The organism is Thermoplasmata archaeon (genome assembly GCA_038729465.1).
Taxonomy (GTDB): domain Archaea; phylum Thermoplasmatota; class Thermoplasmata; order Thermoplasmatales; family ARK-15; genus JAVRLB01.
This window is the reverse complement of record JAVYRZ010000005.1, coordinates 53,638-78,964: the sequence shown is the minus strand read 5'-3', so window position 1 is coordinate 78,964 and position 25,327 is coordinate 53,638. Positions and strand designations below refer to the sequence as shown.

Below are 25,327 nucleotides of genomic sequence, written 5' to 3'. Positions count from 1 at the left end.
AAAGTTGTCGAGTGATGAGGCTGTGGCGGCAATATCTACTGAAAAACTTTATCAGATCGCAGGAGAATACGTCGGAAAAGATGATCCTGTAGCATTGGTAAGGGCGCAGAGTGGGCTGCCAGCACTGGGAGAGGTATTAGAGCCGTTCAGTTTCCCGCATTTGGTTTCAGGTTGGATGCGTGGTTCGCATAATGGCCCAATCATGCCGGTGGGCATAAAAGATGCAAAATGCACCAGATTTGATGGGCCGCCGAGAGTTGCAGCATTAGGGTTTCAGATTGCTGAGGGCAAGCTTGTAGGACCGGTAGACCTGCTTGCAGACATAGCGTTTGATAAGGCAAGGGCAACAGCTTTGGACATTGCAGATTATATGAGAAGGCACGGTCCCTTCGAACCGCACAGACTGCCATTAGAAGAGATGGAGTATACTACTTTGCCACATATACTGAACAAATTAAAAGATCGTTTTGAATCTTTATAATTTTTATTTTTTTAATTTTAAAAGCACCATCTTTTCAAATATTTCAGGATCTGTTATTTTTTCTTGTAGTGCGTTATCAGCTTTCAATTTCAATCTGGATAGTATTGATTTATCTTCAGAAACTATGATGAATTTTTTAGTTTCTGCATTTACGCCAAATATTTTTTTGGCATTGTCAATCTGTTTGCTGCCACTTAAATAGAGCATTATTTCCAGAGGATAATCATTTGCAAAATTCAGGCCCTGTTTAAAAGATTTATCGGCATGATAGATTGCAAGCTTTAACATTTCTTGAGATTCAATGTTTTCCGCATTAAAGATAAGAATCTTATTTTCCATGATATAGTTTAAAGCCTGTTCTGACAATGATCCAGATCCAAACACAAACTCAGGTTTCATATTTTATGGGTGTGATTGCTTCTTCTATTTTTGTGATCAATTTATCTTTTTGTTCACTGTTCACAAATGCGGTTTTCAGAACATCCACGATTGTATCTGCAGGAACGATCTCTATCTTGCCTTTATGCTTATCGTCAAGAACCACGTCTTCTATGTTAGAGCTTGGAATTATTACAGTTTTGAATCCTGTTTCGATTGCTGCCTCGATCTTGGCAATAACGCCACCTATCGGCAATACATGCCCTCTAATGCTCAGCGATCCAGTCATGGCCAGATCCTGCCTGATCGGAATCTTTTCTAAGGCAGATATTACTGCTGTTGCAATAGACACGCTTGCAGAGTCGCCTTCCACACCCTCATACGTGCCTATAAACTGAATATGCACATCGTGATTTGAGATGTCTTCTCCACTGTATTTTTTTACTATTGCAGATACGTTTTGCACGGCTTCTTTGGCAATGTCTCCTAACTTGCCAGTTGCAATGACACGACCCTGGCTTTTTACTTGAGCAGGTGTGATTTCTGCGAGAATAGGCAATACTATTCCAGAAAACTCTGCCATTCCACTTTGAGCACCATACACTGCCAATCCGTTTACCATGCCTACAGCAGCACCTGCACTCAAAAATGTCTTGTACTCTTTTTTAGACTCAATCCATTTATCTACAATCTGTTGTTCTAATGGTCTTGCACTGCTCTTAGCTTTATTAATATGGTCAACAGTAACCACTTCTGCATTCTCAGATTTTGCGATATCTCCCGCAACTCTTATCAATCCGCCAAGTTCTCTTAATCTTAATGTAAGTTTTCCTTTTCTTCCAGCCCTTTTTTGTGCTTCTTTGATAATTTCTCCAACCGCAGCCCTGTCAAATGGCGGTATTTTTGCATCTTTTTTAATTTCCTGTTGCACGAATCGGACCAGATTTTGCCGGTTAGCTTCATTATCTTCCATAGTATTGTTCATGTATATCTCGTATCCATAACCCCTTATTCTAGATCTCAAAGCTGGATGCATGCCTTGCAATGATTCTATGTTTCCAGCCGCAACGAGCACAAAATCGCAAGGTACAGCTTCAGTTTGCACCATTGCTCCCGCGCTTCTTTCGCTCTGCCCAGAAATCGAAAACCTCTTTTCTTGCATGGCAGTCAATAATGCCTGCTGACTTTCAGGTCTCAATAAGTTTATTTCATCAATAAACAACACTCCTTTATTTGCCTTATGTATAGCTCCTGCCTCCACTCTCACATGCGCGGCAGTTTCCAACCCGCCAGACTGAAACGGATCATGCCTTACATCCCCCAATAATGCGCCAGTATGCGTTCCAGTTGCATCTATAAATGGCGGTTTATCAGTTGGATCGTGCCCTACCAATAGTTTAGGTACCATATTTACCTCTGACCTTTGCAGTGCCATGCCAAAAAACATATATATGAATATTGCCAGCAACAAAGAATAGAATATGTAAATAATATCTTTTGTGTAAATAGTGGCTACCACACCGATCATGACCAGCATTACAATAAGCAACTGAAATGATCTTTGCTTTCTCATTTTTTCTTCTTTTGCTTTTTGCTGATATTGTTTTAGTAACTCTTTACCTTTTCCCGCAGGTAATATTTTTATTTTAGGTTTATTTGGATCTTCTTCATTAGGAAATACCATTATGTCTTCCAGTTCTGATTTAGATATGAAATCCACCATTGCCTGTGCCAACATTGACTTTCCAGTGCCCGGATCTCCAATTAATATACAATGCCTTTTCTGTGCTGCTGCTTTTTTTATAATTGCCACTGCATCATCCTGTCCTATTACCTGGTCCATCAGAATAGGAGGAACTTTTATGTCGTTAGTAGTCTTAAAGTCCTGCTTTAATATCCAGCTATCTATTGATTCTTCCATAATTTTTACATTTCACTCAATAAGATTCAATAGATAAATTTTTCCATTTTTTAGCTCTTATTTTATCAAGTTTTTAGATTAGTTGAAAACTACTAAATTTTTAAAATAAATTTTTATAGTGCTATATTGATTTACTCTCCATGCTTGTTGCATTGATAATATTCTTATTTACCTACGTTCTGATCTCACTGAGAAGATTTAAACTGCTTAATTTTGAAAGACCTGCAACAGCATTGTTTGGAGCTATGTTAATGATCATTTTCGGAATAATCACTCCTGCAGAAGCATTTAACTCGATAGACCTGAACATAATTTTTTTATTGCTTGGCATGATGATCATAGTTTCATCGATAGGATCTACTGGCTTTTTTACCTATATTTCTGTCCAGATTGTGAGACATTCGAAAACTGGACTGCAGTTTTTAATATATATAATGGTAATTACCGCTGGATTATCAGCTCTGTTTTTAAATGATGCAGTAGTACTATTTCTCACTCCTATTATAATTGAGAGCACTAGAATGATAAAAGTAAATCCCGTACCTTACCTGCTCTCAGAGATATTTGCAGCAAACATAGGCAGTGTAGCCACCTTAATAGGCAATCCGCAGAATGTATACATCGCTATACATTCCAGCCTCAGTTTTGGAGGGTGGCTGATGGTGTTGGGACCTGTAGCAATCATATCTCTAATCGTAGCAATAATTATAATATATGCAATCTATAAAAAAGACATTAACGTTCCGATAAAGAGTATGGAAGAAAAAAAAGAGCTGGAAAATAAAAGCTTTTTATTGTTTGCAATGGCTGTTATAATTGCCACGCTGATCGCATTTTTAATATCCCGGCAGATTGCAATCATTGCACTTGTAAGCGGCTCGATATTACTGTTTGTCTCTCCGCTTTTTAAAAATTCATCATCAAAAATGATCCTTAAAAATGTGGACTGGAGCATAATCGTGTTTTTTATAGGACTGTTCATCTTGCTTGAGGGCGTTGAGGTGTCTGGTGTATTGAGCATGATCATCAATTATTTTAACAGCATAAATTTGAGCATGACCAACATGGGATCACTGGTAACCATTACTGCAATTCTGTCTAATTTAGTGAGCAATGTTCCAGCCGTGCTTTTAATAGCACAGTTTATCCCCTATTCAAGTTCGCATCTCTGGCTCGCGTTGGCTATGAGCTCAACGTTAGCAGGAAACCTGACCATAATCGGTGCTGCAGCGAACATTATAGTCTTAGAAATTGCTTCTAGCATGGGCGTAGATGTGAACTGGAAAGAATTTTCTAAAGCTGGCATTCCAGTAAGCATAGCTACCTTATTGATTGGCGTGGTCGTTTTAACAGTAATATAGATAATTTTTTTAGCATGAATTATATTTAAGGTGTATTGTGAAAGATTATTATTTTAGAATAGATCCATATGCACGAGAGCTTGAAACAGAGATCTTAGAGGTATTTGAAAATCAGGTAATTTTAAAAGATACTATTTTTTATCCGGGCGGTGGTGGCCAGCCTCCTGATACTGGCAAAATCTCAGGCCCGGACTTTGAAGCGGATATAACCGGTGCAAAAAAGCAGGGTGATCTCATAGTTCATAGCCTGTCAAATATTCATGGCAAATTGGAGAAAGAAGCTGTAAAAATAACGTTAGATTGGGATCGCAGATATGCATTGATGAAATCGCATACGGGTGAGCACATATTTTACAGGGCACTGGAACTGTTATATCCGGTACACTTTGAAAAAGTAGAGTTTCAGCCAGAAGAGTCTGTTTTATTTATCAGTGGAAATTTGAGCTTTGAGCAGGTTAAAGAGGCAGAAGATCTGGCAAATAAAAAGATCATGGATGCAATAAACATCAATATTTATTTTCAGGACCCTAGCCAGGTTAGCTCGGACATAAGATTGAAGCGTGACAGGATAAAAGATGATTCTGTAAGGATTGTAGAGATTGAAAAGTACGATAAAAGTGCGTGCACGGGCATACATGTTAAAAACACTAAAGAAATTGAGATACTAGTAGCAACAAAACTAAAAAGGTCAAAATACATAGAGATATATTTCAGAGTCGGTAATTTTGCAAGAGAGTATCTCAAAAGGGCAGTTACGGAATTATATAATATAGAATTGTTATTTAACCAAACTGGCCCAGAGCTAATAAAAAAGATCGGCGCTACAAAGAATGAACTTGATACTTTAAAAAAAGAGTATTATGATCTAACCTCAAAAATGTTCAGGTTTGATAATATTAGTTTTCACAATATAAATTTTTATTGGTCCACATCTGAACTGGGAGATTTTAAAGGCATTGAAAAACGTGCACAGGAGCTTGTCAATAGCGAAATCGCAATAGTATTGTACGGTAATCAGAGTGAAGAAAAGATATTTTTGTTGTTTTCAAAGTCTTTGAGCATAGACTTACAACTAATATACAAACTGATAGAAAAATACAACCAGAAAGGTGGAGGAAAAGGAAACTTTCTGATGGTGAATGCGCAGAAGGACGTATTTAACGATTTGTTTGAATCCATGAAAAAGTTTATTATTGAGAATTTTGATAAATAGAACAAAGGTGAAATCTATGGAACTGATAGATACATTAAGAGATTTGGTGATGATGCCAGGCGTGAGCGGTTATGAAGCGCCTGTAAGAGAGTATCTAAAAAGCATTTTGAAAAAATATGGAGAGCCTAAGGAAGATGAGGTAGGAAACCTGTACCTTTCGATTGGAGAGGGTGAAGAGCTCGCGTTTGTAGCGCATATGGACGAAATAGGAATGGTAGTTTCATACATTGAGGAAGATGGATATCTGAGAATGAGAAAACTGGGCGGTATAGATTCTCGGTATCATTATGGTAAGGCAGTAGAGATTTTTACAGATAACGGAACAGTAGTTAATGGAGTGATAGGATTAAAGCCCATACATCTTTCTGCAGAAGAAGACTTAAAAAAAGTAATTGCCACTGAAGAGCTGCTTATTGATATAGGAGCAGGTAACAGAGAAGAGGTAGCTAAATTAGGAATCAAACCTTTAGATCCTGTAAGATGGAAAAAAGAGTTTTTGATCTTAAACGACAAATACGTGGCTTCTCGCGGATTGGACAACCGAACCGGTTGCGCGGTGCTGTTAATGTTGATCGATCGCTTAGCGTCCAAAAAACTGGGCAAGAAACTGACCTTTATATTTACAGTGCAAGAAGAAACTGGATTGAGAGGTGCAAAAACGTTTTACAGAGAGCGTTTTAAAGAAGTATATGCGATAGACACTGTTTCGGCAGGAGACATTGCAAACATGCAATTTTACCTGAGTCCGGTCAGAACCGGAAAGGGTCCAGTCATAAGGTTGGTAGATTCTCGTGGTGTTTCATCACAAATTCTCAGAAAGAAGATCAAGATGGTTTCAGAAAAGGAAAATATTTCCGTGCAAGAGCTTTATGCACTGGGAAGCACTGACGCCGCAGCCACTTTTGAGCTGGGACTGAACTCTATTGCGCTGTGTATACCTGTAAAGTACACTCATTCTCCTGTAGAGATGGTGCATATTGCAGACTTGAAAAACATAATTCTATTATTAGAAAAAATAATAGATTATTGATTTTCTTCTTTTATGGTTTTTAACAATCTTTTTATTCCTTCCACGATATTTGCGTCTGTGGGGTATGTATAGTTTAAGCGCATCGTATTCTTGCCATTTCGCTCTGGATAAAACGCAGATCCTATCACATATGCAACGCCGTTTTTTATGGCATTTGGAAACATCTTTTCCGCATCGATTTTAGGATTGGTTTTCAGCCATAAAAACATACCTCCTTCAGGTCTGGTCCATTCTGTATCTTTCGGTGCAAGATCCTGCAATGTGTTTATCATCAGATCTCTTTTTCTTCTGTACATTTCTATGATCTTGGGAATCTGATCGTTAATATAATCGTTTTTCAGGTATTCGTAAGCTATATACTGAGATAGCGAATTGCTGCACAGATCAGTGACCTGCTTTGTTATGTTCAGTTTTTTTATAATATCCGGATGTCCGGCTATGTATCCAATTCTAAGTCCCGGAGCCAAAACTTTCGAGAATGTTCCCATGTACAGTGTTCTGCCCTCTTTATCCAGCTCTGCAATAGGCGGTATCGGATCTCCAGAAAATCGCAGATGCCCATACGGATCATCTTCAAAAATGAGCAGGTCATATTTATTTGCAATCTCAAGAAGATGTTTTCTTCTGTCTAGGCTCATTGTTATTCCTGCCGGGTTCTGAAACGTTGGAATTACATATATAAATTTAGGCATAACCTCTGAGTTTTTCAATGTCTCTTCTAAAACTTCAGTTTTCAAACCGTTTTCGTCCATTTCTATGCCTTTTATTTTAGCATAGTTAGCTCTAAAAGCACTAAGTGCCGCAATGTATGTAGGTGCCTCGGTAATTACCACGTCTCCAGGATTGATCAATACCTTTCCTACCATATAAAGACCCTGCTGAGATCCGGTCAATATTAAAATATTTTCTTTTGGTGTTTTGATATTATAATCTTTTTCCAGTTTTTTAGACAGCTCTTCTCTTAGCTCTGGCAATCCTTCAGTTGTGCCATATTGAAAGATTTTAGAGCCACTGTTCTGCAGCTGATCCAAAAAAATCTGCTTTAAAATATCAAGCGGAAAAGATTTTGGATTGGGCAATCCTCCTGCAAAAGAGATTACATTAGGATTGTCTGCATATTTTAATAACTCTCTAATCTCAGACCCGCGCATCTTAGTTGCAATATCAGAAAATCGGTTGGATACATCCATGAATTTTCACCACGGGGATAATATTTTATAGAATATTAACATTTCTGAATGATCTCTTAAAAACATGGATTTTATAAAAATATGAAAATCTAAAAACACTATAAAAACGGAGAGAGCGTAAGATATATATGTTAATTGATCATGGTCGGTGGTAATGAAAACTATAGTCTATGTATTAATTGTAGTGGCAGTAATAATTACAGCCAGCTCAGGAGCTTATGTATGGTACAATAGCACAATCTCTAAAACTTCAACCGAGCCTGTAGTGGAAAATGGAAGTACTGTGGCTGTGCTTTATTATGGGTACATATTATATCCTGGCGGGCAACCAAGAGTATTTGATACAAACATTAAGAGCGTAGCACAAAATAATGTTACCTATCCAAAAACACTAACTTACACATACTCTGGCAACTTTGCGCCGTTAAACTTTACAGTAGGGGCAGGGCAGGTCATCAAAGGATTTGATCAGGGTGTTATTGGCATGTATCAGGGCGAGACAAAAAAGATAATAGTACCTCCTTCAGAAGGCTATCCAATGAACTGGTCGAATGTTATAAATATAAGTGTAACGCATCAAGTTTCAGTATATCAGACTATCACGATATCTGAATATAAATCTAGAACTGGAGTTTCACCGGTGCTATATGCAATGGCTCATGATAAAGTATACGGCTGGAACGATCAGGTTCTTGCAATCAACTCTAATACAAATACTGTTACTATATTAAACAACGCAGTGGCAAATCAATATTATTATCCATACCTAAATGATACAAATTACCAGATTTATGTAAATTCTATAAGCCAGAATCAAACTATTTCAATAACGATAATTGCAACCCCCATGACCTTATTGCCAGGAGGAGGAATAATAGAATCTGTAAACAGCACTACTATCTCAATAAATTATAATAAAGAGGTTGCAGGACAAACACTTTATTTTGTGGTAACGGTAGTGAAAGTGTCTAATGCATAAGCTTCCAGTTCAGCATAAAGTGTTCTAGCTGCAATGATTTCACAATCTTTTACTATTTTCATTTATTTTCAATAATATTATTAAACTTCTCAAATATCCGTTTTTATAGTTTTACTTTTTTCCAGTCTTCTAAAAATCGCTGTATTCCTTCATCTGTTTTTGGATGCTTGAACAGTTTTTCCAGCACATTGAACGGTAAAGTTACTATGTCTGCTCCAATCAACGCAGACTGATATACATGAATAGGGTGCCTTACACTTGCTACAATGATCTCTGTTTTCATATTATAATTATCAAATATCGTTCTAATATCTTCAACCACGTGCATACCATCTTCTCCAATATCGTCAAGTCTGCCTACGAATGGAGATACATAATTAGCTCCTGCCTTTGCTGCCAATAGTGCTTGTATGGGTGTGAATATCAGTGTCGCATTGGTCTTGATTCCCAAGCCTGACAATATCTTTATCGCTTTGACACCTTCTGCGGTGATCGGAACTTTGACTACTACGTTTTTTCCAAGTTTAGCCAACTTTTTTGCCTCTTCTACCATCTTTCCAGATTCTAGAGATAACACTTCCAGACTTACTGGCCCGTTGACCATGCTCAGTATTTTTTTAACTAGATCATTAAAGTTAAGCTTATCTGCTTCTTTAGCTGCTAATGATGGATTTGTAGTTACTCCATCTATAATGCCCCATTCTACGCCTGTCTCTATCTCTTTCAAATTCGCAGTATCCAAAAATATTTTCATTTTTTCAGCTCCATTATTTTTTGTATTTTATCTATTATTCCCTCTTCACTTAATTTATATTTTTTCATCAGGTCCCAGCTCTTTCCAGACTCTGCAAACTGATCGTTCATTCCCAGTCTTAATACTATGGTTGGATAATGTTCAGCCACCACTTCAGCTACACGGGACCCTAGCCCGTTAAAAATGTTGTGCTCTTCAGCAGTAACTATTCCGTTAGTTTCTTTTGCAGCCTTGATTATAATATCTCTATCGATAGGCTTGATCGTAGGCATGTTGATCACTCTCACATCTATGCCTCTGTCTTTCATAATCTGTGCTGCAATAATGGCACTGTTCAACAATATTCCGGTGGTGATTACAGTAATGTCAGCTCCATCTTTTACCACATACCCTTTTCCAAGCTCAAAACTGTATTTTTCAGTCAATTCCGGCACTTTTTCTCTGCTTAACCTCACATAAAATGGCCCGTAAATGTCTGCAATCTGCTCTATTACACGCTTGGTTTCCAATGCGTCAGCCGGCGCAATTACGCGCATGTTCGGCAGACTGGTCATCAGCCCGATATCTTCGATCATCTGGTGTGATGCTCCATCTTCGCCAACCGTTATGCCTGCATGTGTGGCAACTATCTTGACATTAAGGTTCGGATAACAGATGCTCTGCCTCACAAAATCATATGCTCTGCCAGCAGCGAACACTGCGAAAGTGCTCGCAAAAACAATGTTTCCAGATGCAGCCAAGCCTGAGGCAATGCCCATCATGTTCTGTTCCTGTATTCCCACATTAAAAAATCGGTCTGGAAACTTCTTTCCAAATTTATTGGTCTGCGTAGAGCTTGAAAGGTCAGCATCCAGTACTACCAGTTTCTTATATTTTTCACCCAGCTCTACCAACGTCTCGCCGTAAACTACCCTCTGCGAATTATAATTCATATTTATTACGCTCCATTTCCAGCTCTTCCATAGCTTTTCTGAACTCCTGCTCATTTTCAGGAGGTTTGCCATGATATGCATGCGTGTTTTCCATATATGATACACCTTTGCCTTTTACCGTATGTGCAACTATCATCGTGGGTTTATTTGTCTCGTTTCTTGCCTGTTTTACCGCCTCGATTATCTGCTCTATATCATGCCCGTCAATGGTAAGCACATTCCAGTCAAAAGCTCTCCATTTTTGTTCTAGATTGCCTAACTTTAATATATTTTCAGTGCTGCCATCCAGCTGATACATATTTCTATCCAGAAACACTATCAGGTTTGATAGTTTTTGTGATGCAGCAAATAATGCGGCTTCCCATATGCTTCCTTCATCACACTCTCCGTCCCCGATCATAGCAAATACCTTGTAACTTTTATTGTATATTCTTGCATTTAAAGCCATTCCTATTGCAGAGCTCAATCCTTGCCCAAGAGAGCCTGTAGCCATATCCACGCCCGGTACATGCATTGATGGATGTCCCTGCAACATAGACCCTATCTGCCTGAATTTTAAAAGTTCTTGTATGTCAAAATAGCCACGCATAGCTAATGCTGAATAGAGAGCAGGTGTTGCATGCCCTTTGCTCAGTACAAACCTATCTCTGTCTTCCCACTGCGGATTCTGAGGATCTATGTTCATCTCCTTGAAATACAGAACTGTTATTATATCTGCTGCAGACAGCGATCCGCCAGGATGTCCTGATTTTGCAGTATATACCATCTTTATAATACTTTGCCTGATCTCATTGGCTTTTAGTTTCAGTTTTATAATTTCATCCATTATCTCTACCTTTTTTTCAATATTCTTCAAACTCTTTTTTGCTAAAGTAAAGAATATCTGTCTTCTTATAACTCATCTTTAAAAATAAATTTTGTGATTTATCATTTTCTTTTTCAATAAGTGCCGCATAAAGTTTAATGCCCTTATTTTTAAATATCTGCTCCGCCATGATTATTAAATTTTTTGCTACACCTTTTCTCTGATAGTCCGGGTCAACAGCCAATCTGTTGATCCATCCTTTTCTTCCATCATCTGTAATAAATGTCACTCCCACCAATTTTTCGTTTTCTAAAGCGCCCAGGATCATGTCTGGATGCTTGTCTATTTGCTTTTTTATATTTTCCAGAGAGTCTCTGCCGTAAGGTTTAAAGTTCAATCCTGCTTTTTTCCATAATTCTGTAATTTTAGAATAGTAGCTTTCATCTAAAAACTTAAAATCCATGAGCATTGTAATATTATGAAAAATTTAAAATTTTCGTAATGTTCGTTGCAACAAAAAACCTAATATTGCAGATTTTATTTTCAATTATTATGGGTATTGTAGATATCACAGAAAAAAACTTTTCGATCGAAGCCTTGTTGCAGAGCTTGAAAGATGATAAAACAGGTGCAATAGTAACTTTTACCGGCATTGTGCGAAAATTAGACGAAAACAAGAATATTCAGCGCTTAGATTATGAGTGCTACAGAGAGATGGCGATGTTAGAGCTAAACAAAATAGTGGATAGTGCTAAAAGCAAATTTGATATACTGGACATATCAGTGATTCATAGAATTGGATCCATATCCCCGCAGGAAAACGTGGTCGGAATTGTTGTTACTGCATCACATCGAGAAGATGCTTTCAAAGCCTGCAGTTTCGTTATTGACGAAATTAAAAAGAGTGTTCCTATCTGGAAAAAAGAGATTCTATAAAATAATGTTACAAATTTCGCATAGATAACTTTTAATATTTGAGATTACTTCATTTGACGATTTGTTTAATGGCTAATGAGATAAGATATATTAATAAATCTACGAGCAAAGAAGAGTTACTATCTTTATTTGATCCAATAGTAAAGGACTGGTTTAACTCAAAATACAGCACACTTACTGAGCCGCAGGCATATGCAGTAAAGTATATACACAGCGGTAAAAATGTTTTGATCTCTGCACCCACTGGTTCAGGAAAGACGCTTACTGGATTTTTGACTATAATCAATGAATTATTTTTGCTTGCAAAACAAGAAAAGCTGGAAGATCAGGTATACTGTGTATATATTTCACCACTGAAAGCACTTGCTAACGATATTCACAGAAACTTAGAAGTGCCGTTAAATGAGATCTATGAGCTCGGCAAAAAAGAAAATTTAAATTTGCCAAAAATCACGGTGGGGGTCAGATCTGGCGATACTCCAACCAGCGTGCGTCAGAAAATGTTAAAAAAGCCACCAAACATATTCATCACCACTCCCGAATCTCTGGGAATGGTACTTTCCTCACTAAAATTCAGAGAGAAATTCAGAAATGTGAGATATGTGATCGTTGATGAAATCCATGAACTTTCATCTTCTAAGAGAGGTGTGATGCTGTCACTGAACCTCGAGCGCCTTGCAGAATATGCAGGAGAATTTGTAAGGATCGGGTTATCTGCCACGCAGTCTCCGATTGAAGAGATGGCAAAGTACCTAGTTGGATACAGAGATGGGCAATTGAGAAAAGTGTATATTTCAGAAGTAGAGACCCGAAAATCATTAGATTTGAAAGTTATTACACCAGTTCCTGACCTGAATGCAGTTCCTTATGAAATAGCAAACGAGAAGATGTATGATATTCTTGAAAACATAATTAACACTCACAAAACCACCTTAATTTTCACAAATACCAGAAGTGGCAGTGAGCATGTGGCCATAAAATTAAAACAGCGAGGCATAGATTCATTAGAAGTGCATCATTCATCGCTGGGAAAAATTACAAGAATAAACGTAGAAGAGTCTTTAAAGCAGGGAAAATTAAAATGTGTGATCACGTCTACTTCATTAGAGCTCGGTATTGATATCGGGTACATAGACATAGTAGTTCAGATCGGGTCACCAAAGAGCATTTCTAAAGGATTGCAGAGAGTTGGCAGAAGCGGGCATGCTTATGGATCTGTAGCAAAAGGGAGATTTGTGGTGTTTGATAATGATGATCTGATAGAATGCGCAGTGCTTGTAAAGCAAGCTTATGACAATAAACTAGACCGAATATTCACGCCGAAAAATTCTCTGGACGTGCTGTCGCAGGTAATAGTGGGCATGAGCCTTGAAAATGTATGGGATTTGGACAACGCGTATAAGCTGATAAAAAGATCATACTGTTATAGTGAGCTGGATCGAAAAGATTTCATGAACGTAATAAATTATCTATCTGGCAAAACATACGGTGAGCCTTTTTATTCGAAAATATGGTATGATGAAGAGCAAAATAAGTTCGGAAAGAAAAGAAGTACGAGAATGATCTATTTTATGAACATGGGAACTATTCCAGAAGAGGCAGATTATACAGTATTTGATGAAAGAAACGTACCGCTCGGCATGTTAAGTGAAAAGTTTGTTGAACGTTTGAAAAGTGGTGATATTTTTGTATTAGGAGCCAAATCATATGAGTTTCAGAAAACTAGAGGTTCGAAAGTGTATGTTAAAAATGCAGCAGGAAAGAAGCCTACAGTTCCCTCATGGACCGGAGAGATGTTGCCCAGAAGCTATGATCTGAGCATTGAAGTAGGCAAGTTCCGAGACGAGCTTTCACAGATGTTGAAAAATGGTGAAAATCCAGTTCAATATCTGATCGATACTACGCATGTAGATGAGTATGGTGCCAAAAGTATAATAACATACATTAAAGAGCAGATGCTTGAAACTGTACCCACAGATAAAAGATTGTTGATTGAAGGGTACATAGACAACTCCAAAAAATCAAACATAATATTTCACTATCCTTTTGGAAGGAGAGTAAACGATGCGCTTTCAAGGGCCTATGCTTATGCAATATCGGGAAAATACAGTACCAATGTCAGATTATCCATTACAGACGATGCTTTTATGATCACTACAAGCAAGAAAATAGATCTTGACGATATACCAATGCTTGTAAAAAGTAAATACCTGGACGAAATATTGAAATCTGCCTTAAACAGCACCGAGCTTTACAAACAAAGGTTTCGTCACTGTGCAGCACGATCGTTCATGGTTTTAAGAAGATATAAATCTGCGAGCATATCGGTGGCGAGACAGCAGCTTAGAAGTGATAAAATACTGGATATTTTAAGAGAAATTAAAGATTTTCCGATTGTTGATGAAACATATAATGAGATTTTTAATATAGCAATGGACCTGCCTCATGCAAAAGAGGTTTTAGAGCGTATAGAATCTGGAAAGATCAGCATTGTATTAAAACCCTATTCTGAAACTCCAAGCATATTTTCAAACAGCATAATTTTAGCAAGCATTTCAGACATAGTTTTGATGGAAGACCGCAACGCGCTGTTGAAAGAGATACATATGAAGGTTTTAGAGAGGGTATTACCAAAAGAGCAGTTATATGCAACCTTTGATCCCGAGCAGGTTACTAATTATTTCAACTCAAAATTCAAAGCTATAGAAACTGAAGAGGATATACTATCATTTTTAAAGCTGGTAGGTGCAAGTGAACTATTTTTGCAGAGAGGCACAAACATTTACTCTCACAGCACTTTAAAATATGAGACTTTAAGAAACATGGCCATAGCTCTGTTGAGAAAAGAGAAGGTTACTACCATTTACACCACTCAGATCACATGGACCATTAATGAGTATCTACCCTATTATTTAGCATTGTATCAACATGACTCTAAGTCAGAGTATTCAGAGTTGTTGAGAGTACTCGACCACAAAAAATCAAAAGATGCAATCAAAGAGCTGAACATGAGAAAAGACCTGTTTTTTGATCAGTTAAAAGATTTGGAGCGCTCTAATTTAATTTACAGATTGGGCATGGAAGATGGAGATATTCTATGGGGTGTTAGGTCTGAGAATAAAGCAGATTATCAAGAATCTTTAAGGTTTTTGATTACCAAGTTGTTAGGTTCTTATGGTCCGCTCACAAAAGATGAATTATTGTTCAAGATCGGGTTTACGCCAGATCAATTTGATGCCTTGCTTGAGCGGCTTTTGCAGGAAAATTACATAAAGTACGGCAGATTTTTGGTAGGCTATGAAAATCAATATATGCTTACTGAAGACTATGAAAATATAAAAAACATAAAACACCTAGATTTTGAAACAATTAAAAGATATAGATTTTACAAATTAACAAAAAAAGTAGATAGCATATTTGATTATTTTGATAAATACCTGTTTGCAGATAGTTCATACTCTGTATTTTTAAGAGTAGACAGCTTTGAAGATTGGAAAATATTAAGAATAAATAACAGAATAGCATATGCAAAGTTCTTGAAAAATAGGCTATGTTACACTACTATCGATCTTGCAGCCTTGTTCAATATCAAGGCATATAATGTTAATAGTCAAGAAGCGAAGGTTTTGCAGGCAATTAATTCATTAGACAATGCCAATGCTCAAACGATATCCAGGTATTTAAACGAGGATTCTAGAATTGTGAGAAAATTGTTAAATGTGCTTGATGAAAATTTGAAGGTTGGCAGGAAATTTGAAGAATTTGAAGAAAATAATAAAACTTTGAATTATGTGAGTTTAGGCATTGAAGACTATAGCACTAAATCTGATCTAATATATAACATCATAACCAGACTTGGACCATTGAACGTGTATGACCTTGAAAACATTACTGGCATGGAGAAGTATGAGCTGCAGCAGATTTTGGATAATCTAACTGTTGAAAACTTGGAGCTGGATAAAGTAAAATACTATTATTCAAAAGGAGAGAACATTTTGGATAAAAACGTTTCTGAAACTGTGTTGATGGATCTCCATGACCCATATTTACTGCCATATTACAGTGAGATTTTTTCTGATTTTGGCTACGATTTTAACTATTTTATGGTAAATGATGGTAAGATTATAGCCGCATTAAAAATTAATGATCGAGCCTCATATTCAGAGATAGAAGATATAACAGTATCTGAAAAAAAGCAGTTTGATGAAAGTTTAAAAGTGCTGGATAAGTATCTAAAATTCAAGAATCAAGATCTGCTGATTCTCAGAAAACAAATAGATCCTGAGAATATGAATTCATTACTAAATTTCGGGTTTAAAAAACTGAATGATGTTTATTATTATGGCACCTTATACGAAAAAAAGTTTGAATATAAAGATCTGTACTCCTATATTTTTTATAAGCAGGGGTTAGGTGGATATAAACGATCTGTAAATGAAATTGAAGCAATGAATCTGGGAATAAGATCAGATTTAGAAAGTATAGCTAGATGCAATACTGTAAGCGCTGGCGAAAAATATTTGAAAAACAGAATCTTTTATTTAGGCTATACCATACCGGATACTATTGCTTACTGCAGCAAAGAGACTCTAGAGCTTTTAAAAAATGTAAAAGGTGGAAAACTAACAAAACAGAAAGCTGTAGTTTTAAACTTGATAAAAAGAAACCCATACTATACAGAATCCAATCTGCTTGAAGAATCGCCTTTAGGGGCAGAGATTACAAAAAACATATTAGAAGAGCTTTTTAAAGAGAACTACATTGCAAAAAGTGATAAAAATACGTATATAGTGATAGAAAAAGATCGAGATTCTTATTTTTCACAATATTTGCTTGTCAAAAAGCTGTTTGAAGCATTTGGAGCATTAAACGTTCAGAAAATCAAGGTGCTTGTTGAAAGATTGGTTAGCACCAGCTTGATTTTTGAATTTTTGAAAACTCTTGAACGTGAAGGCTTGATAATAAAAATATTTGTAAATGATGAGCTTTACTGGCTCTTAAAAGAAGATTTTAAGTTAATGGGAGCCATTGACCTCAAAGGATTTTTTATTTTGTCTCCGCAGGATATTTTGTACCGGTTTTTAGCTGAAGATTTAAAGCAGAAAAAAATAAAAAATGCGTACTTAATATATGATAATAGCGTTCTTGCAGGATACTTTAAAGCCTCTAAAAAGAAGAACGAGATCAAGATCATCAGTTTCGAGGCTGCTGTAAAATACAGGAACATAGTTAAGGGTGTAATGAACAAAGTAGGATTGAGAGTTACATAGTCAAATTTTCACAGATACTGTTTATTTATATCAGATTTTGAAAAAAGTTAATATTAAGTTATTTATAATCTCACAATAAAATTATGAGTTTAATAGACGATCAAATTGCAGAAATTGAGGCAGAGATTCGTAAAACACAGTATAACAAAGCCACAGAATTTCACATAGGGAGATTAAAAGCTAAACTTGCAAAATTGAAGAGAGAACAGGAAAAGCGTAGAAGTGCCAGAACTGGCGGAGAAGGATATGCTGTTAAGAAATCTGGTAATGCTACAGTAGCTATTGTAGGATATCCGAGCGTTGGAAAAAGCACAATTTTGAACAAGATCACAAACGCAAAAAGTGAGACTGCAGCCTACGATTTTACGACGCTTACTATAATACCTGGGATAATGGAATACAATGGCGCAAAATTACAGCTTTTGGACATGCCAGGAATCATAATCGGTGCTTCAAAGGGAAAAGGTCGAGGCAGAGAAGTTATCAGTGTTGCGCGCAACTCAGACCTGATCTTGATAGTTGTAGACACTGAACATTATCAGGTTAAACCTATCCTGGATGAGCTGTATGAATCTGGGATAAGATTGAACACAAACCCACCAAACATAGTATTAACTAAAAAAAGCAAGGGTGGCATAGACCTCAATTCAACAGTAAAACTTACAAAATTGAGCGCGCCCTTGATCGAGATAATATTAAAAGAATATAGAATCGCAAATGCGAGTATAATATTTAGAGAAGATGCATCAGTAGACCAGCTTATAGATTATCTGAGCGAGAATAGAGTTTATCTGCCAGCGCTGGTAGTATTAAATAAGATTGACTTAGTAAGAGAGGCTAAGTTAAGAGAGATCATAGCTACCATACCCTCCAATTTGGCTTTTGTTAAAATATCTGCTGAGTCAAATATAGGGTTAGATGATCTAAAAGAACAGCTTTTTCGAGCACTAAACTTTATAAAGATATATTTAAAACCGCAAAATAAGCCGCTGGAAACCATGGTCGTTAAGAAGGGTACTAATGTAGAAATGTTATGTAGAGCGATCCACAAAGATTTTATTAAAAAGTTTAAGTTTGCGCTCGTAACAGGAAAAAGTGTAAAATTTACACAGCAACGTGTTGGCTTAGAGCATGTGCTGCAGGATGGAGATCTTGTTTCTATTTTTTTGAACCTGTAAACTGACTAAAAACTATTATTTGCAGATTAAAATTTTTCAACTTCAACTATCCATAACACTAGAAAGTATGAAACTCTTATAGTTAGTAAAGTATTTTAAACCCTTTTAAGTTTTCAGGATTTTCCCATTTTATATCCATTTTGCTTATTCGAGCTCTAGGATGTTCAGTTTGACATAATTCTAATATTGTATTTATAGTAGGTTCTGTACCCTCAAACACCGCCTCTACTCTTCCGTCCTCTAAATTTCTGACCCAGCCATTTAAGCTTAGTCTTTTGGCTTCATCGCGGACGAATGCTCTGAAGAATATACCCTGTACTAATCCTGAAAAGTAAACATGTGCTCTTTTTATCATCAACTATTATAAAGTGAAAGTTGTGTAAAAATCTTTCTATTTTTGAACTGTTATTCTCTCTATTCTTAACGCTTTGCTCATTTAAATACCTATTTTGAATAGCTGCAACATATCTTTTCATTATTAAATAAAAAAATAGTAAAGTTTTTAATATGGTATGAATAATGATTTATTGAAAAAAGAGGTGTTTAAAAAATGAAAAAATTTGGAGATGTAATAGTTTCTCCTGAAAAAGAAGGAAAAGAGAAACATGTGCCAATTATAGACGCACCGAAAAAAGTTAAGGCAGGGCAGTTTTTTACAGTGAATGTGACTGTCGGAAAGGATGTACCACACCCAAATCTGATAGAACATCATATCAAATGGATACAGGTTTATGCCCAGATAGATGGAAGACCATACAATCCGGTACATGTTGCTACTTTCGACATGGGCCCAACTTTCGCAGACCCAAATGTGACATTTAGAATGAAAATCGAGAAAAAAACAACGCTTTATGTGCTTGAATACTGCAATGTTCACGGTGTCTGGGAAAACTCTGTAGAAATTGAAATAGAATAAAACAATTTCTTTTATTTTTTAATTATGCAAATCTATGTTCCTAAACTATAGTTAGCCAGTTTTTAAATTTCTCTATTTTTCCATGAACTGTATCTAAATATAGATCCATTATCTGTTTTGTTATTACTCCCACAGTTCCATCTCCGACCTTTATATTATCTACATTTATGATAGGAGTGATCTCAGCCGCTGTTCCGCTGAAAAAAGCTTCGTCTGCAGTATAAAGCTCTTCTCTATGAATATTTCTTGCAGTTACAGGTATGTTCATTGACCTAGCAAGTTGCATTACAGTATCTCTCGTAATGCCCATTAATATATTTGCATTGATGTCTGGCGTTAACAGCGATCCGTTTTTAACAATAAATATATTTTCTCCAGGGCCTTCAGCCACATACCCGTTATCTGATAGTAAAACTGCCTCATCAAATCCTGCATTTTTGGCTTCTATACTTGCTATGATAGAATTGATATAATTACCGCTCGATTTAGCCTGAACTGGTAAAATATCTGAGTTAATTCTGCGCCATGATGAAACTTTACATTTAACTCCATGATCTCCAGTGCTCAAATATTTTCCAAACGGCACTGCAGCAATGTAAACACTCACTTTCTTATTAGTAACATTTAAGCCTATTGCATCGCTACCATAAAATGCGAACGGGCGGATATATGCTGCATTTAATTTATTTGCTCTAATAACCGCTATAATTGCCTCTCTGATTTCATCTTGAGAATAATGCAGATCCATGTTATAAATTTTGGCAGTTTCAAAAAAGCGTTTGATATGTTCATTCAACCTGAATATTTCTGTACCCATAGAAGTTTCATAAGCTCTGATCCCCTCAAAAATACCGCTACCATACTGCAATGAATGTGTTAAAATAGGAACTTTAGCTGAGCTGTAATCCATAATTTTACCGTCCAGCCAGATCTTCAAATTCAAATTCTCATATACAGAATCTATCATACAAACACCTCAAAAAGTAGTTATTACTGATAATGATTTAATATTAATAAACTTTATTAACAAAAAAATAAAAAAGGAATTATTTCTAAAGTTCTCTTAGATCTTTATTGGCGGTGGTAATCACTTCGCAGCCACCTTGCTTTAATATTACATCATCTTCAATTCTTACTCCGCCAAATCCTGACTGATACACACCAGGTTCGACCGTGATCACCATATTTTCTTTTGTTTGCAACTCATATCCAGGCGCAAAGCCAGGATGATCGTGCGTAGCCAGCCCTATGCCGTGCCCTAGCGAATGTATGAACAGACCCTTATATTTAGTGCTGTCTATGTAATTTCTTACTGCACCATCAATATCCTTTCCGCTTCTACCAGCCCTGGCATTTTCAATGCCAATTTTTTGGGCAGTTAGCACAGTTTCATACATTTCTTTCTGAGCATCGTTTGCCCTGCCAAACACATAGGTTCTAGTGATGTCAGAATTATATTTCTTGTACCTTGCTCCAAAATCCATTAATACAAAATCGCCTTTTTTCAGTTTTACCGCACCTGCAAAATAGTGAGGTTCAGCACTGTTTTTGCCGAACGCGATAATTGGTGTGAAAGCGTTGTCTGATGCTCCATTTTTGAGCATTGTATAAGTCAGTAACGCTGCAATTTCGTATTCTTTAACTCCTTCCTTTAGATCTTTTAAGATAGATTCCACAGACTCTGATGCAATCTTTGCAGCTTCTCTTAGAATATTGAGCTCTTTTGTGTCTTTGACCATTCTTAATTCTTGTATTGCCTTTGATATATCCACAAACTCTTTGTCTTTTAAATTCTCCTTAAGTTTATTGAACGCCGAAACACTGAAATAATCCATGTTTATTCCAATTTTTCCTGCTTTTTTTGTTAGCTCGCTAATTTTTGCATTTCTCTCCTTGCTATCTTTATAGACTGATACATTTAAACCGCTTTTTTTAGCGCTGAACTCTTCAAGTCTAGATGTTAATATTGTGCTTTCATCTGAACTTCCTATCAAGTAAGACTCTTCAAACAAGCCACTGTCAAAAAGTTGTGTTAAGTAAAAAAAGTTCAGTTCTAAAGACGGTTCTCCACCGTTGTATATCAATATTTCATCCACACCGGTATTTTTAACTAACTCCTGTATCTTATTCAATTTTCTCACCGGGAAGTGAAATACATTTTAGCTATTTTATAATTTGGATTCTAGGTGCTTTTTCAATTCCATCCATACAGTGTCCAGATCTCTATTTGAATCTATTACTATGAAGTCTCTGCATTTAGACAGATACAGATAGAAATCCTGTACTTTATCCAGAGTTTCCATGTTTTCAAAGTATTCTTTAACTGTTCTTTTTGCAACCCTGTTAGTCCCGAGTTTAGGGTCTACTATAAACAAAAATGTTAGGTCTGGATCTAAACGAAATGGATCATAAATATGATCTAAATACTCATAAGCTTTTTTCTTGCTTTTAAATAAAGGCTCTAAAAGACTGCCTTGATAAGCAAATGTAGAATCTACATATCTATCAATTATCACAACCTCATTCTTCTGCAAATGCTCTCTAATCTTTTTAATGTGTTCAACTCTGTCTGCCATGAAAAGTAGTGCCTGAGTAAAAGGGTCCAATTTTTTCTCGATCAGGATTTTAACATTGACCAGAGAATCTGTAGGCTCATATGTAAAATACACTTTTTTTCCAGAGCTTTCAAGATATTTTTTAGTATATTTTGCAAACGTAGTCTTTCCAGTGCCATCAATTCCTTCGAATGAAATGAACATGATAATAAGAGAAGATATACCATAACATTAATTTTATTGTTTTACATACTGTTTTATTAATGAGCAACAAAATTGATGATTTTGAAGTTGGTGACTATATTGAAATATTGACTGACAAAGGTACTTTCAGAGGCTTTGTAATGCCTAACAATATTTTCAGTTCTCCAGATATTATTATTTTAAAACTTGACAATGGCTATAATATCGGGGTCAAGTTTTCATCATTAGAAAATATTAAAGTATTAGAAAAAAGTGAAAAGAAAGAAAAGAGAGAGGCCAAGAAAAAGGTACATTTTAAAGACAACTATATTTCCATACTGGGCACCGGTGGCACAATCGCTAGTTATATTGATTATAAGAGTGGTGCAGTTCATCCTGCCGAAACTCAGGAAGAACTGTTAATTTCGGTGCCTGAACTGTCTGAAAAACATCGTATCAACTCGCGCATAATATTTTCAATACTTAGCGAAGACATGAAAATTCCATACTGGCAAACTCTGGCAAAAGAGATCGTTTCAGAGTTGAATCATGGCGCAAAGGGAGTAATCATACCGCACGGAACGGATACTATGTCCTATACTGCTGCAGCGCTCTCATTTATGATTCCAGATTTATCTGGACCTGTATCATTGGTCGGTGCACAGAGATCTTCAGATCGTCCAAGCAGTGACGCCTACCAGAATCTGTTAAGTGCAGCAGCATTGATGGATACTAATTTGGGAGAAGTGGCAGTTACCATGCATGAATCACCATCTGATGATTATAGTGTGGTGCATAGAGGTGTAAGAGTTAGAAAAATGCACACATCTAGAAGAGATGCATTTAAGAGTATAAACGGGCATCCAATTGCAAGGATCAGAGGAGATCATGTAGAATTTTTAAAAGAATATAAAATGAAAGTAGATAAGAATATAGAAGCATATGAGAAGATGGATGATAAGGTCTCTATACTTTACTATTATCCAGGATTTGATATAGAGCACTTGAAAATCATAGGTGAGCGCGTAGACGGAATAATATTTATGGGAACTGGGCTTGGCCATGTGGGCACATATCTGATCGAGGAGATAAAAGAGCTCACAGACTCTGGAAAGCTTATAGGCATGACCTCTCAATGCCTAGCAGGATCTGTAAACATGAACGTTTACTCATCAGGTAGAGAGCTAATTAAAGCAGGCGTGATACCGTTAGGAGATACATTGCCAGAAACTGCATTTGTGAAAATGATGTGGCTTTTAGGAAATTATTCAAAAGAAGAAGCGAGACAGCTAATGACTAAAAATCTGAGGTTTGAAATGTCTGAAAAAAGAGTTTTATGGTGATTTAGAATGGTTAAGATAGGATTGGAAATACATCAGCAATTAAATACAAAAAAACTGTTTTGCGATTGTGAAAGCTATTTGTCAGAAACTGTTTTAGGGACCATTAAGAGAGAGTTAAGAGCAGCACTGGGAGAATCCGGCAATGTTGATATAGCAGCCTTAGAGGAGGTTAAGCGAAAAAGAGTGTTTACTTATGAACTCACTGAAAATTCATGCTTGGTAGAAGCGGATGAAGAGCCGCCTCATAAAGTAAACAGTGATGCTCTAGATACTGCATTAATGGTATCTACACTCTTAAATTGCGTGATCATAGACGAGATTCAGTTTATGAGAAAAATTGTAATAGATGGCTCGAACACTAGCGGATTTCAGAGAACTGCGCTGGTAGGAAAAGACGGATACATAATGGCCAATGGCTCGAAAATATCTATTAGTTCAGTCTGCCTGGAAGAAGAGTCTGCAAGGAAAATCAGCGAAAAAGAGGGTACTGTTGTATACCGGTTAGACAGATTAGGAATACCGCTAATCGAAATCTCTACTGGACCAGATATGACTAATGGATTGCAGGTAAAAGAAGTTGCCCAAAAAATTGGCAATATATTGAGATCTATAAGCACTGTGAAGAGAGGGTTAGGAACAATAAGGCAGGATATTAACATTTCTACGGACGGATCACGCGTGGAAGTGAAAGGAGTGTCGCAACTGAAGCTTATCCAGAAGGTTGTGGAAAACGAAATTAAAAGACAGCAAAATCTGTCATTGTTGAAAAGTGAATTAATAGCCAGAAAATTCAGTAAATTTGAATTGAATATACTGAATGTATCGGATATTTTCAAAAATACAGCATCAAAAATCATAAAAGATTCTATTAAAACAGATGCAAAAGTTATGGGGTTCAAAGTTCCATTTTTTGCAGGACTGTTAAAATCTGAAAAGTTCAGGTTTGGTAAAGAGCTTGCTGAACATGTAAAAGTGTTTGGCATAAAAGGCATATTTCATTCTGACGAGTTACCAGCTTACGGCATAACAGAAACCGAAGTAAACAGCCTGAAAAAGGTATTTGGTCTTGGTGCGGAGGATGCATTCATATTGATCTGTGAGAAAGAAGATCGTGCAAAACTGGCTTTAACCGAAATTTATGATCGCATAAACAAGGCTATAGAAGGAGTGACGGGGGAGACGCGAGGGCCGAAAGATGATGGTACAACTGAGTATTTGAGACCTTTACCCGGAAAAGAAAGAATGTATCCAGAGACTGATGTGCCACCGATACCTGTATTGCCGGAAAAAATAGAGTATATCAAAAACAATTTGCCAGAGCAATATGATGACAAAGTGTCTCGTTTTTTGAATTCATATAAAATATCAAAACAGGTGGCTGAGCAAATAATAAACAATGGACAAGATGAGCTTTTTTGCAGCTTGGCAAGTGTTTATGATCAGCATTCTATAATTGCCGGAACTCTTTTAAGCACGCTCCCAGAACTGGAAAATGAGGGATTATCTGTTGAATCTGTCAATGATGTTGACCTGCTCTCTATTTTCAGAGCTCTGGCGGATAAAAAAATTGCTAAAGAGGCGATACCTGACATACTGAGATCAAAGATTACAGAACACAAGAATGTATCTGACATACTGGGACAGTTGGATATGTACAGTGAAGATAAAGTTCGAGAAATCATAAAAGATATCCTTCAGAAAAACAGGGCTTTGATAGAGGAGAAAGGAGAAAATGCATTTTCAACTATTATGGGTGTTGTCATGAATAAGATAAGGGGTAAATATGATGGCAAGAAAGTTAGCTTAATTCTAAAAGAGGAGCTGTCCAAGTTTTCTAAACAGATACTGTGAATTACTTCCCCAGCAACGCATGATGATTACAGTTTCAACGCCTGATTTTGC

Annotated in this window: 22 protein-coding genes; 11 read left to right on the top strand and 11 right to left on the bottom strand. The window is 36.5% G+C overall.

The window, feature by feature from the left end; all coding sequences use genetic code 11:
- The coding region (locus tag QXQ25_02950) for a fructose 1,6-bisphosphatase (GenBank protein MEM0160666.1) at positions 1-481 on the top strand (481 nt) is incomplete at its 5' end.
- 3 nt (positions 482-484) lie between these two features.
- Here QXQ25_02950 and cgi121 read toward each other — a convergent pair.
- A complete protein-coding gene (cgi121, locus tag QXQ25_02945; protein ID MEM0160665.1) occupies positions 485-880 on the bottom strand; it encodes a KEOPS complex subunit Cgi121 in 396 nt (131 codons plus the stop codon).
- Positions 870-2,780, bottom strand: coding sequence for an ATP-dependent protease LonB (gene lonB / locus QXQ25_02940; protein ID MEM0160664.1), 1,911 nt, complete (start codon positions 2,778-2,780; stop codon positions 870-872). Before lonB ends, cgi121 begins: the two co-directional genes overlap by 11 nt.
- A gap of 140 nt (positions 2,781-2,920) precedes the next feature.
- Here lonB and QXQ25_02935 point away from each other — a divergent pair, with 140 nt between their 5' ends.
- The 3 genes from QXQ25_02935 to QXQ25_02925 are packed head-to-tail and all read left to right on the top strand — an operon-like array spanning position 2,921 to position 6,384.
- Positions 2,921-4,141, top strand: coding sequence for an SLC13 family permease (locus tag QXQ25_02935; GenBank protein MEM0160663.1), 1,221 nt, complete (start codon positions 2,921-2,923; stop codon positions 4,139-4,141).
- A 37-nt stretch (positions 4,142-4,178) separates the two neighbouring features.
- Positions 4,179-5,354: an alanyl-tRNA editing protein gene (locus tag QXQ25_02930; protein MEM0160662.1), complete on the top strand. Its 1,176-nt coding sequence runs from the start codon at positions 4,179-4,181 to the stop codon at positions 5,352-5,354.
- Positions 5,355-5,370: 16 nt separating this feature from the next.
- A complete protein-coding gene (locus QXQ25_02925; GenBank protein MEM0160661.1) occupies positions 5,371-6,384 on the top strand; it encodes a M42 family metallopeptidase in 1,014 nt (337 codons plus the stop codon).
- Here QXQ25_02925 and QXQ25_02920 read toward each other — a convergent pair.
- Complete coding sequence (locus QXQ25_02920) at positions 6,378-7,574, bottom strand: PLP-dependent aminotransferase family protein (GenBank protein ID MEM0160660.1); 1,197 nt, start codon at positions 7,572-7,574, stop codon at positions 6,378-6,380. The two genes, QXQ25_02925 and QXQ25_02920, sit on opposite strands and share 7 nt — an antisense overlap.
- A 154-nt stretch (positions 7,575-7,728) precedes the next feature.
- Between QXQ25_02920 and QXQ25_02915 the strand changes: the two genes are divergently transcribed.
- A complete protein-coding gene (locus tag QXQ25_02915) occupies positions 7,729-8,553 on the top strand; it encodes an FKBP-type peptidyl-prolyl cis-trans isomerase (protein MEM0160659.1) in 825 nt (274 codons plus the stop codon).
- 103 nt (positions 8,554-8,656) lie between these two features.
- Here QXQ25_02915 and fsa read toward each other — a convergent pair whose 3' ends face one another.
- From fsa to QXQ25_02895, 4 genes are read right to left on the bottom strand one after another with little or no spacing between them, the layout of a single operon-like run.
- Positions 8,657-9,307 carry a fructose-6-phosphate aldolase gene (gene fsa, locus QXQ25_02910; protein MEM0160658.1) on the bottom strand — a complete coding sequence of 217 codons (651 nt, stop codon included), beginning with the start codon at positions 9,305-9,307 and terminating at the stop codon, positions 8,657-8,659.
- Positions 9,304-10,239: a transketolase family protein gene (locus QXQ25_02905; GenBank protein MEM0160657.1), complete on the bottom strand. Its 936-nt coding sequence runs from the start codon at positions 10,237-10,239 to the stop codon at positions 9,304-9,306. The genes fsa and QXQ25_02905 overlap by 4 nt, the downstream gene beginning before the upstream one ends.
- Positions 10,229-11,065 carry a transketolase gene (locus tag QXQ25_02900; protein ID MEM0160656.1) on the bottom strand — a complete coding sequence of 279 codons (837 nt, stop codon included), beginning with the start codon at positions 11,063-11,065 and terminating at the stop codon, positions 10,229-10,231. The genes QXQ25_02905 and QXQ25_02900 overlap by 11 nt, the downstream gene beginning before the upstream one ends.
- Positions 11,066-11,081: 16 nt before the next feature.
- Positions 11,082-11,507, bottom strand: a complete 426-nt coding sequence (locus QXQ25_02895) for a GNAT family N-acetyltransferase (GenBank protein ID MEM0160655.1) — start codon at positions 11,505-11,507, stop codon at positions 11,082-11,084.
- A gap of 89 nt (positions 11,508-11,596) precedes the next feature.
- On the opposite strand from QXQ25_02895, the gene QXQ25_02890 reads away from it, so the two are divergent.
- The 3 genes from QXQ25_02890 to QXQ25_02880 all read left to right on the top strand — a co-directional run bounded on the left by QXQ25_02890 (position 11,597) and on the right by QXQ25_02880 (position 18,428).
- Positions 11,597-11,980: a molybdenum cofactor biosynthesis protein MoaE gene (locus tag QXQ25_02890; GenBank protein MEM0160654.1), complete on the top strand. Its 384-nt coding sequence runs from the start codon at positions 11,597-11,599 to the stop codon at positions 11,978-11,980.
- 68 nt (positions 11,981-12,048) lie between these two features.
- Positions 12,049-17,250, top strand: coding sequence for an ATP-dependent helicase (locus QXQ25_02885; GenBank protein ID MEM0160653.1), 5,202 nt, complete (start codon positions 12,049-12,051; stop codon positions 17,248-17,250).
- Between the two features lie 83 nt (positions 17,251-17,333).
- Positions 17,334-18,428 carry a GTP-binding protein gene (locus QXQ25_02880; protein ID MEM0160652.1) on the top strand — a complete coding sequence of 365 codons (1,095 nt, stop codon included), beginning with the start codon at positions 17,334-17,336 and terminating at the stop codon, positions 18,426-18,428.
- Positions 18,429-18,510: 82 nt separating this feature from the next.
- On the opposite strand, the gene QXQ25_02875 is transcribed toward QXQ25_02880, so the two are convergent.
- Positions 18,511-18,783, bottom strand: a complete 273-nt coding sequence (locus QXQ25_02875; protein ID MEM0160651.1) for an acylphosphatase — start codon at positions 18,781-18,783, stop codon at positions 18,511-18,513.
- A gap of 195 nt (positions 18,784-18,978) precedes the next feature.
- On the opposite strand from QXQ25_02875, the gene QXQ25_02870 reads away from it, so the two are divergent.
- The gene (locus QXQ25_02870) at positions 18,979-19,344 is read left to right on the top strand and encodes a class II SORL domain-containing protein (protein MEM0160650.1); all 366 of its coding nucleotides are present in this window, start codon (positions 18,979-18,981) and stop codon (positions 19,342-19,344) included.
- A gap of 40 nt (positions 19,345-19,384) precedes the next feature.
- On the opposite strand, the gene QXQ25_02865 is transcribed toward QXQ25_02870, so the two are convergent.
- The 3 genes from QXQ25_02865 to tmk all read right to left on the bottom strand — a co-directional run bounded on the left by QXQ25_02865 (position 19,385) and on the right by tmk (position 22,103).
- Entirely contained in the window at positions 19,385-20,311 is a 927-nt protein-coding gene (locus tag QXQ25_02865) for a branched-chain amino acid transaminase (protein ID MEM0160649.1), read from the bottom strand.
- Positions 20,312-20,396: 85 nt separating this feature from the next.
- Positions 20,397-21,485, bottom strand: a complete 1,089-nt coding sequence (locus tag QXQ25_02860) for a Xaa-Pro peptidase family protein (protein ID MEM0160648.1) — start codon at positions 21,483-21,485, stop codon at positions 20,397-20,399.
- Between the two features lie 27 nt (positions 21,486-21,512).
- Positions 21,513-22,103, bottom strand: coding sequence for a dTMP kinase (gene tmk, locus QXQ25_02855; protein ID MEM0160647.1), 591 nt, complete (start codon positions 22,101-22,103; stop codon positions 21,513-21,515).
- Between the two features lie 59 nt (positions 22,104-22,162).
- Here tmk and gatD point away from each other — a divergent pair, with 59 nt between their 5' ends.
- Positions 22,163-23,425, top strand: coding sequence for a Glu-tRNA(Gln) amidotransferase subunit GatD (gene gatD / locus QXQ25_02850; protein MEM0160646.1), 1,263 nt, complete (start codon positions 22,163-22,165; stop codon positions 23,423-23,425).
- A 6-nt stretch (positions 23,426-23,431) separates the two neighbouring features.
- Positions 23,432-25,276 carry a Glu-tRNA(Gln) amidotransferase subunit GatE gene (gatE, locus tag QXQ25_02845; protein ID MEM0160645.1) on the top strand — a complete coding sequence of 615 codons (1,845 nt, stop codon included), beginning with the start codon at positions 23,432-23,434 and terminating at the stop codon, positions 25,274-25,276.
- The last annotated feature ends 51 nt before the right edge of the window (positions 25,277-25,327 follow it).

Bases quoted from the DNA above. Each gene is read 5' to 3' on its own strand.
- tmk (MEM0160647.1), bottom strand. From the start codon at position 22,103: ATGTTCATTTCATTCGAAGGAATTGATGGCACTGGAAAGACTACGTTT.
- QXQ25_02895 (MEM0160655.1), bottom strand. From the start codon at position 11,507: ATGGATTTTAAGTTTTTAGATGAAAGCTACTATTCTAAAATTACAGAA.
- QXQ25_02905 (MEM0160657.1), bottom strand. From the start codon at position 10,239: ATGAATTATAATTCGCAGAGGGTAGTTTACGGCGAGACGTTGGTAGAG.
- QXQ25_02915 (MEM0160659.1), top strand. From the start codon at position 7,729: ATGAAAACTATAGTCTATGTATTAATTGTAGTGGCAGTAATAATTACA.
- QXQ25_02885 (MEM0160653.1), top strand. From the start codon at position 12,049: ATGGCTAATGAGATAAGATATATTAATAAATCTACGAGCAAAGAAGAG.
- lonB (MEM0160664.1), bottom strand. From the start codon at position 2,780: ATGGAAGAATCAATAGATAGCTGGATATTAAAGCAGGACTTTAAGACT.
- QXQ25_02920 (MEM0160660.1), bottom strand. From the start codon at position 7,574: ATGGATGTATCCAACCGATTTTCTGATATTGCAACTAAGATGCGCGGG.
- QXQ25_02865 (MEM0160649.1), bottom strand. From the start codon at position 20,311: ATGATAGATTCTGTATATGAGAATTTGAATTTGAAGATCTGGCTGGAC.
- QXQ25_02900 (MEM0160656.1), bottom strand. From the start codon at position 11,065: ATGGATGAAATTATAAAACTGAAACTAAAAGCCAATGAGATCAGGCAA.
- cgi121 (MEM0160665.1), bottom strand. From the start codon at position 880: ATGAAACCTGAGTTTGTGTTTGGATCTGGATCATTGTCAGAACAGGCT.
- QXQ25_02880 (MEM0160652.1), top strand. From the start codon at position 17,334: ATGAGTTTAATAGACGATCAAATTGCAGAAATTGAGGCAGAGATTCGT.
- QXQ25_02870 (MEM0160650.1), top strand. From the start codon at position 18,979: ATGAAAAAATTTGGAGATGTAATAGTTTCTCCTGAAAAAGAAGGAAAA.
- gatE (MEM0160645.1), top strand. From the start codon at position 23,432: ATGGTTAAGATAGGATTGGAAATACATCAGCAATTAAATACAAAAAAA.
- QXQ25_02890 (MEM0160654.1), top strand. From the start codon at position 11,597: ATGGGTATTGTAGATATCACAGAAAAAAACTTTTCGATCGAAGCCTTG.
- QXQ25_02935 (MEM0160663.1), top strand. From the start codon at position 2,921: ATGCTTGTTGCATTGATAATATTCTTATTTACCTACGTTCTGATCTCA.
- QXQ25_02875 (MEM0160651.1), bottom strand. From the start codon at position 18,783: ATGATAAAAAGAGCACATGTTTACTTTTCAGGATTAGTACAGGGTATA.
- fsa (MEM0160658.1), bottom strand. From the start codon at position 9,307: ATGAAAATATTTTTGGATACTGCGAATTTGAAAGAGATAGAGACAGGC.
- gatD (MEM0160646.1), top strand. From the start codon at position 22,163: ATGAGCAACAAAATTGATGATTTTGAAGTTGGTGACTATATTGAAATA.
- QXQ25_02925 (MEM0160661.1), top strand. From the start codon at position 5,371: ATGGAACTGATAGATACATTAAGAGATTTGGTGATGATGCCAGGCGTG.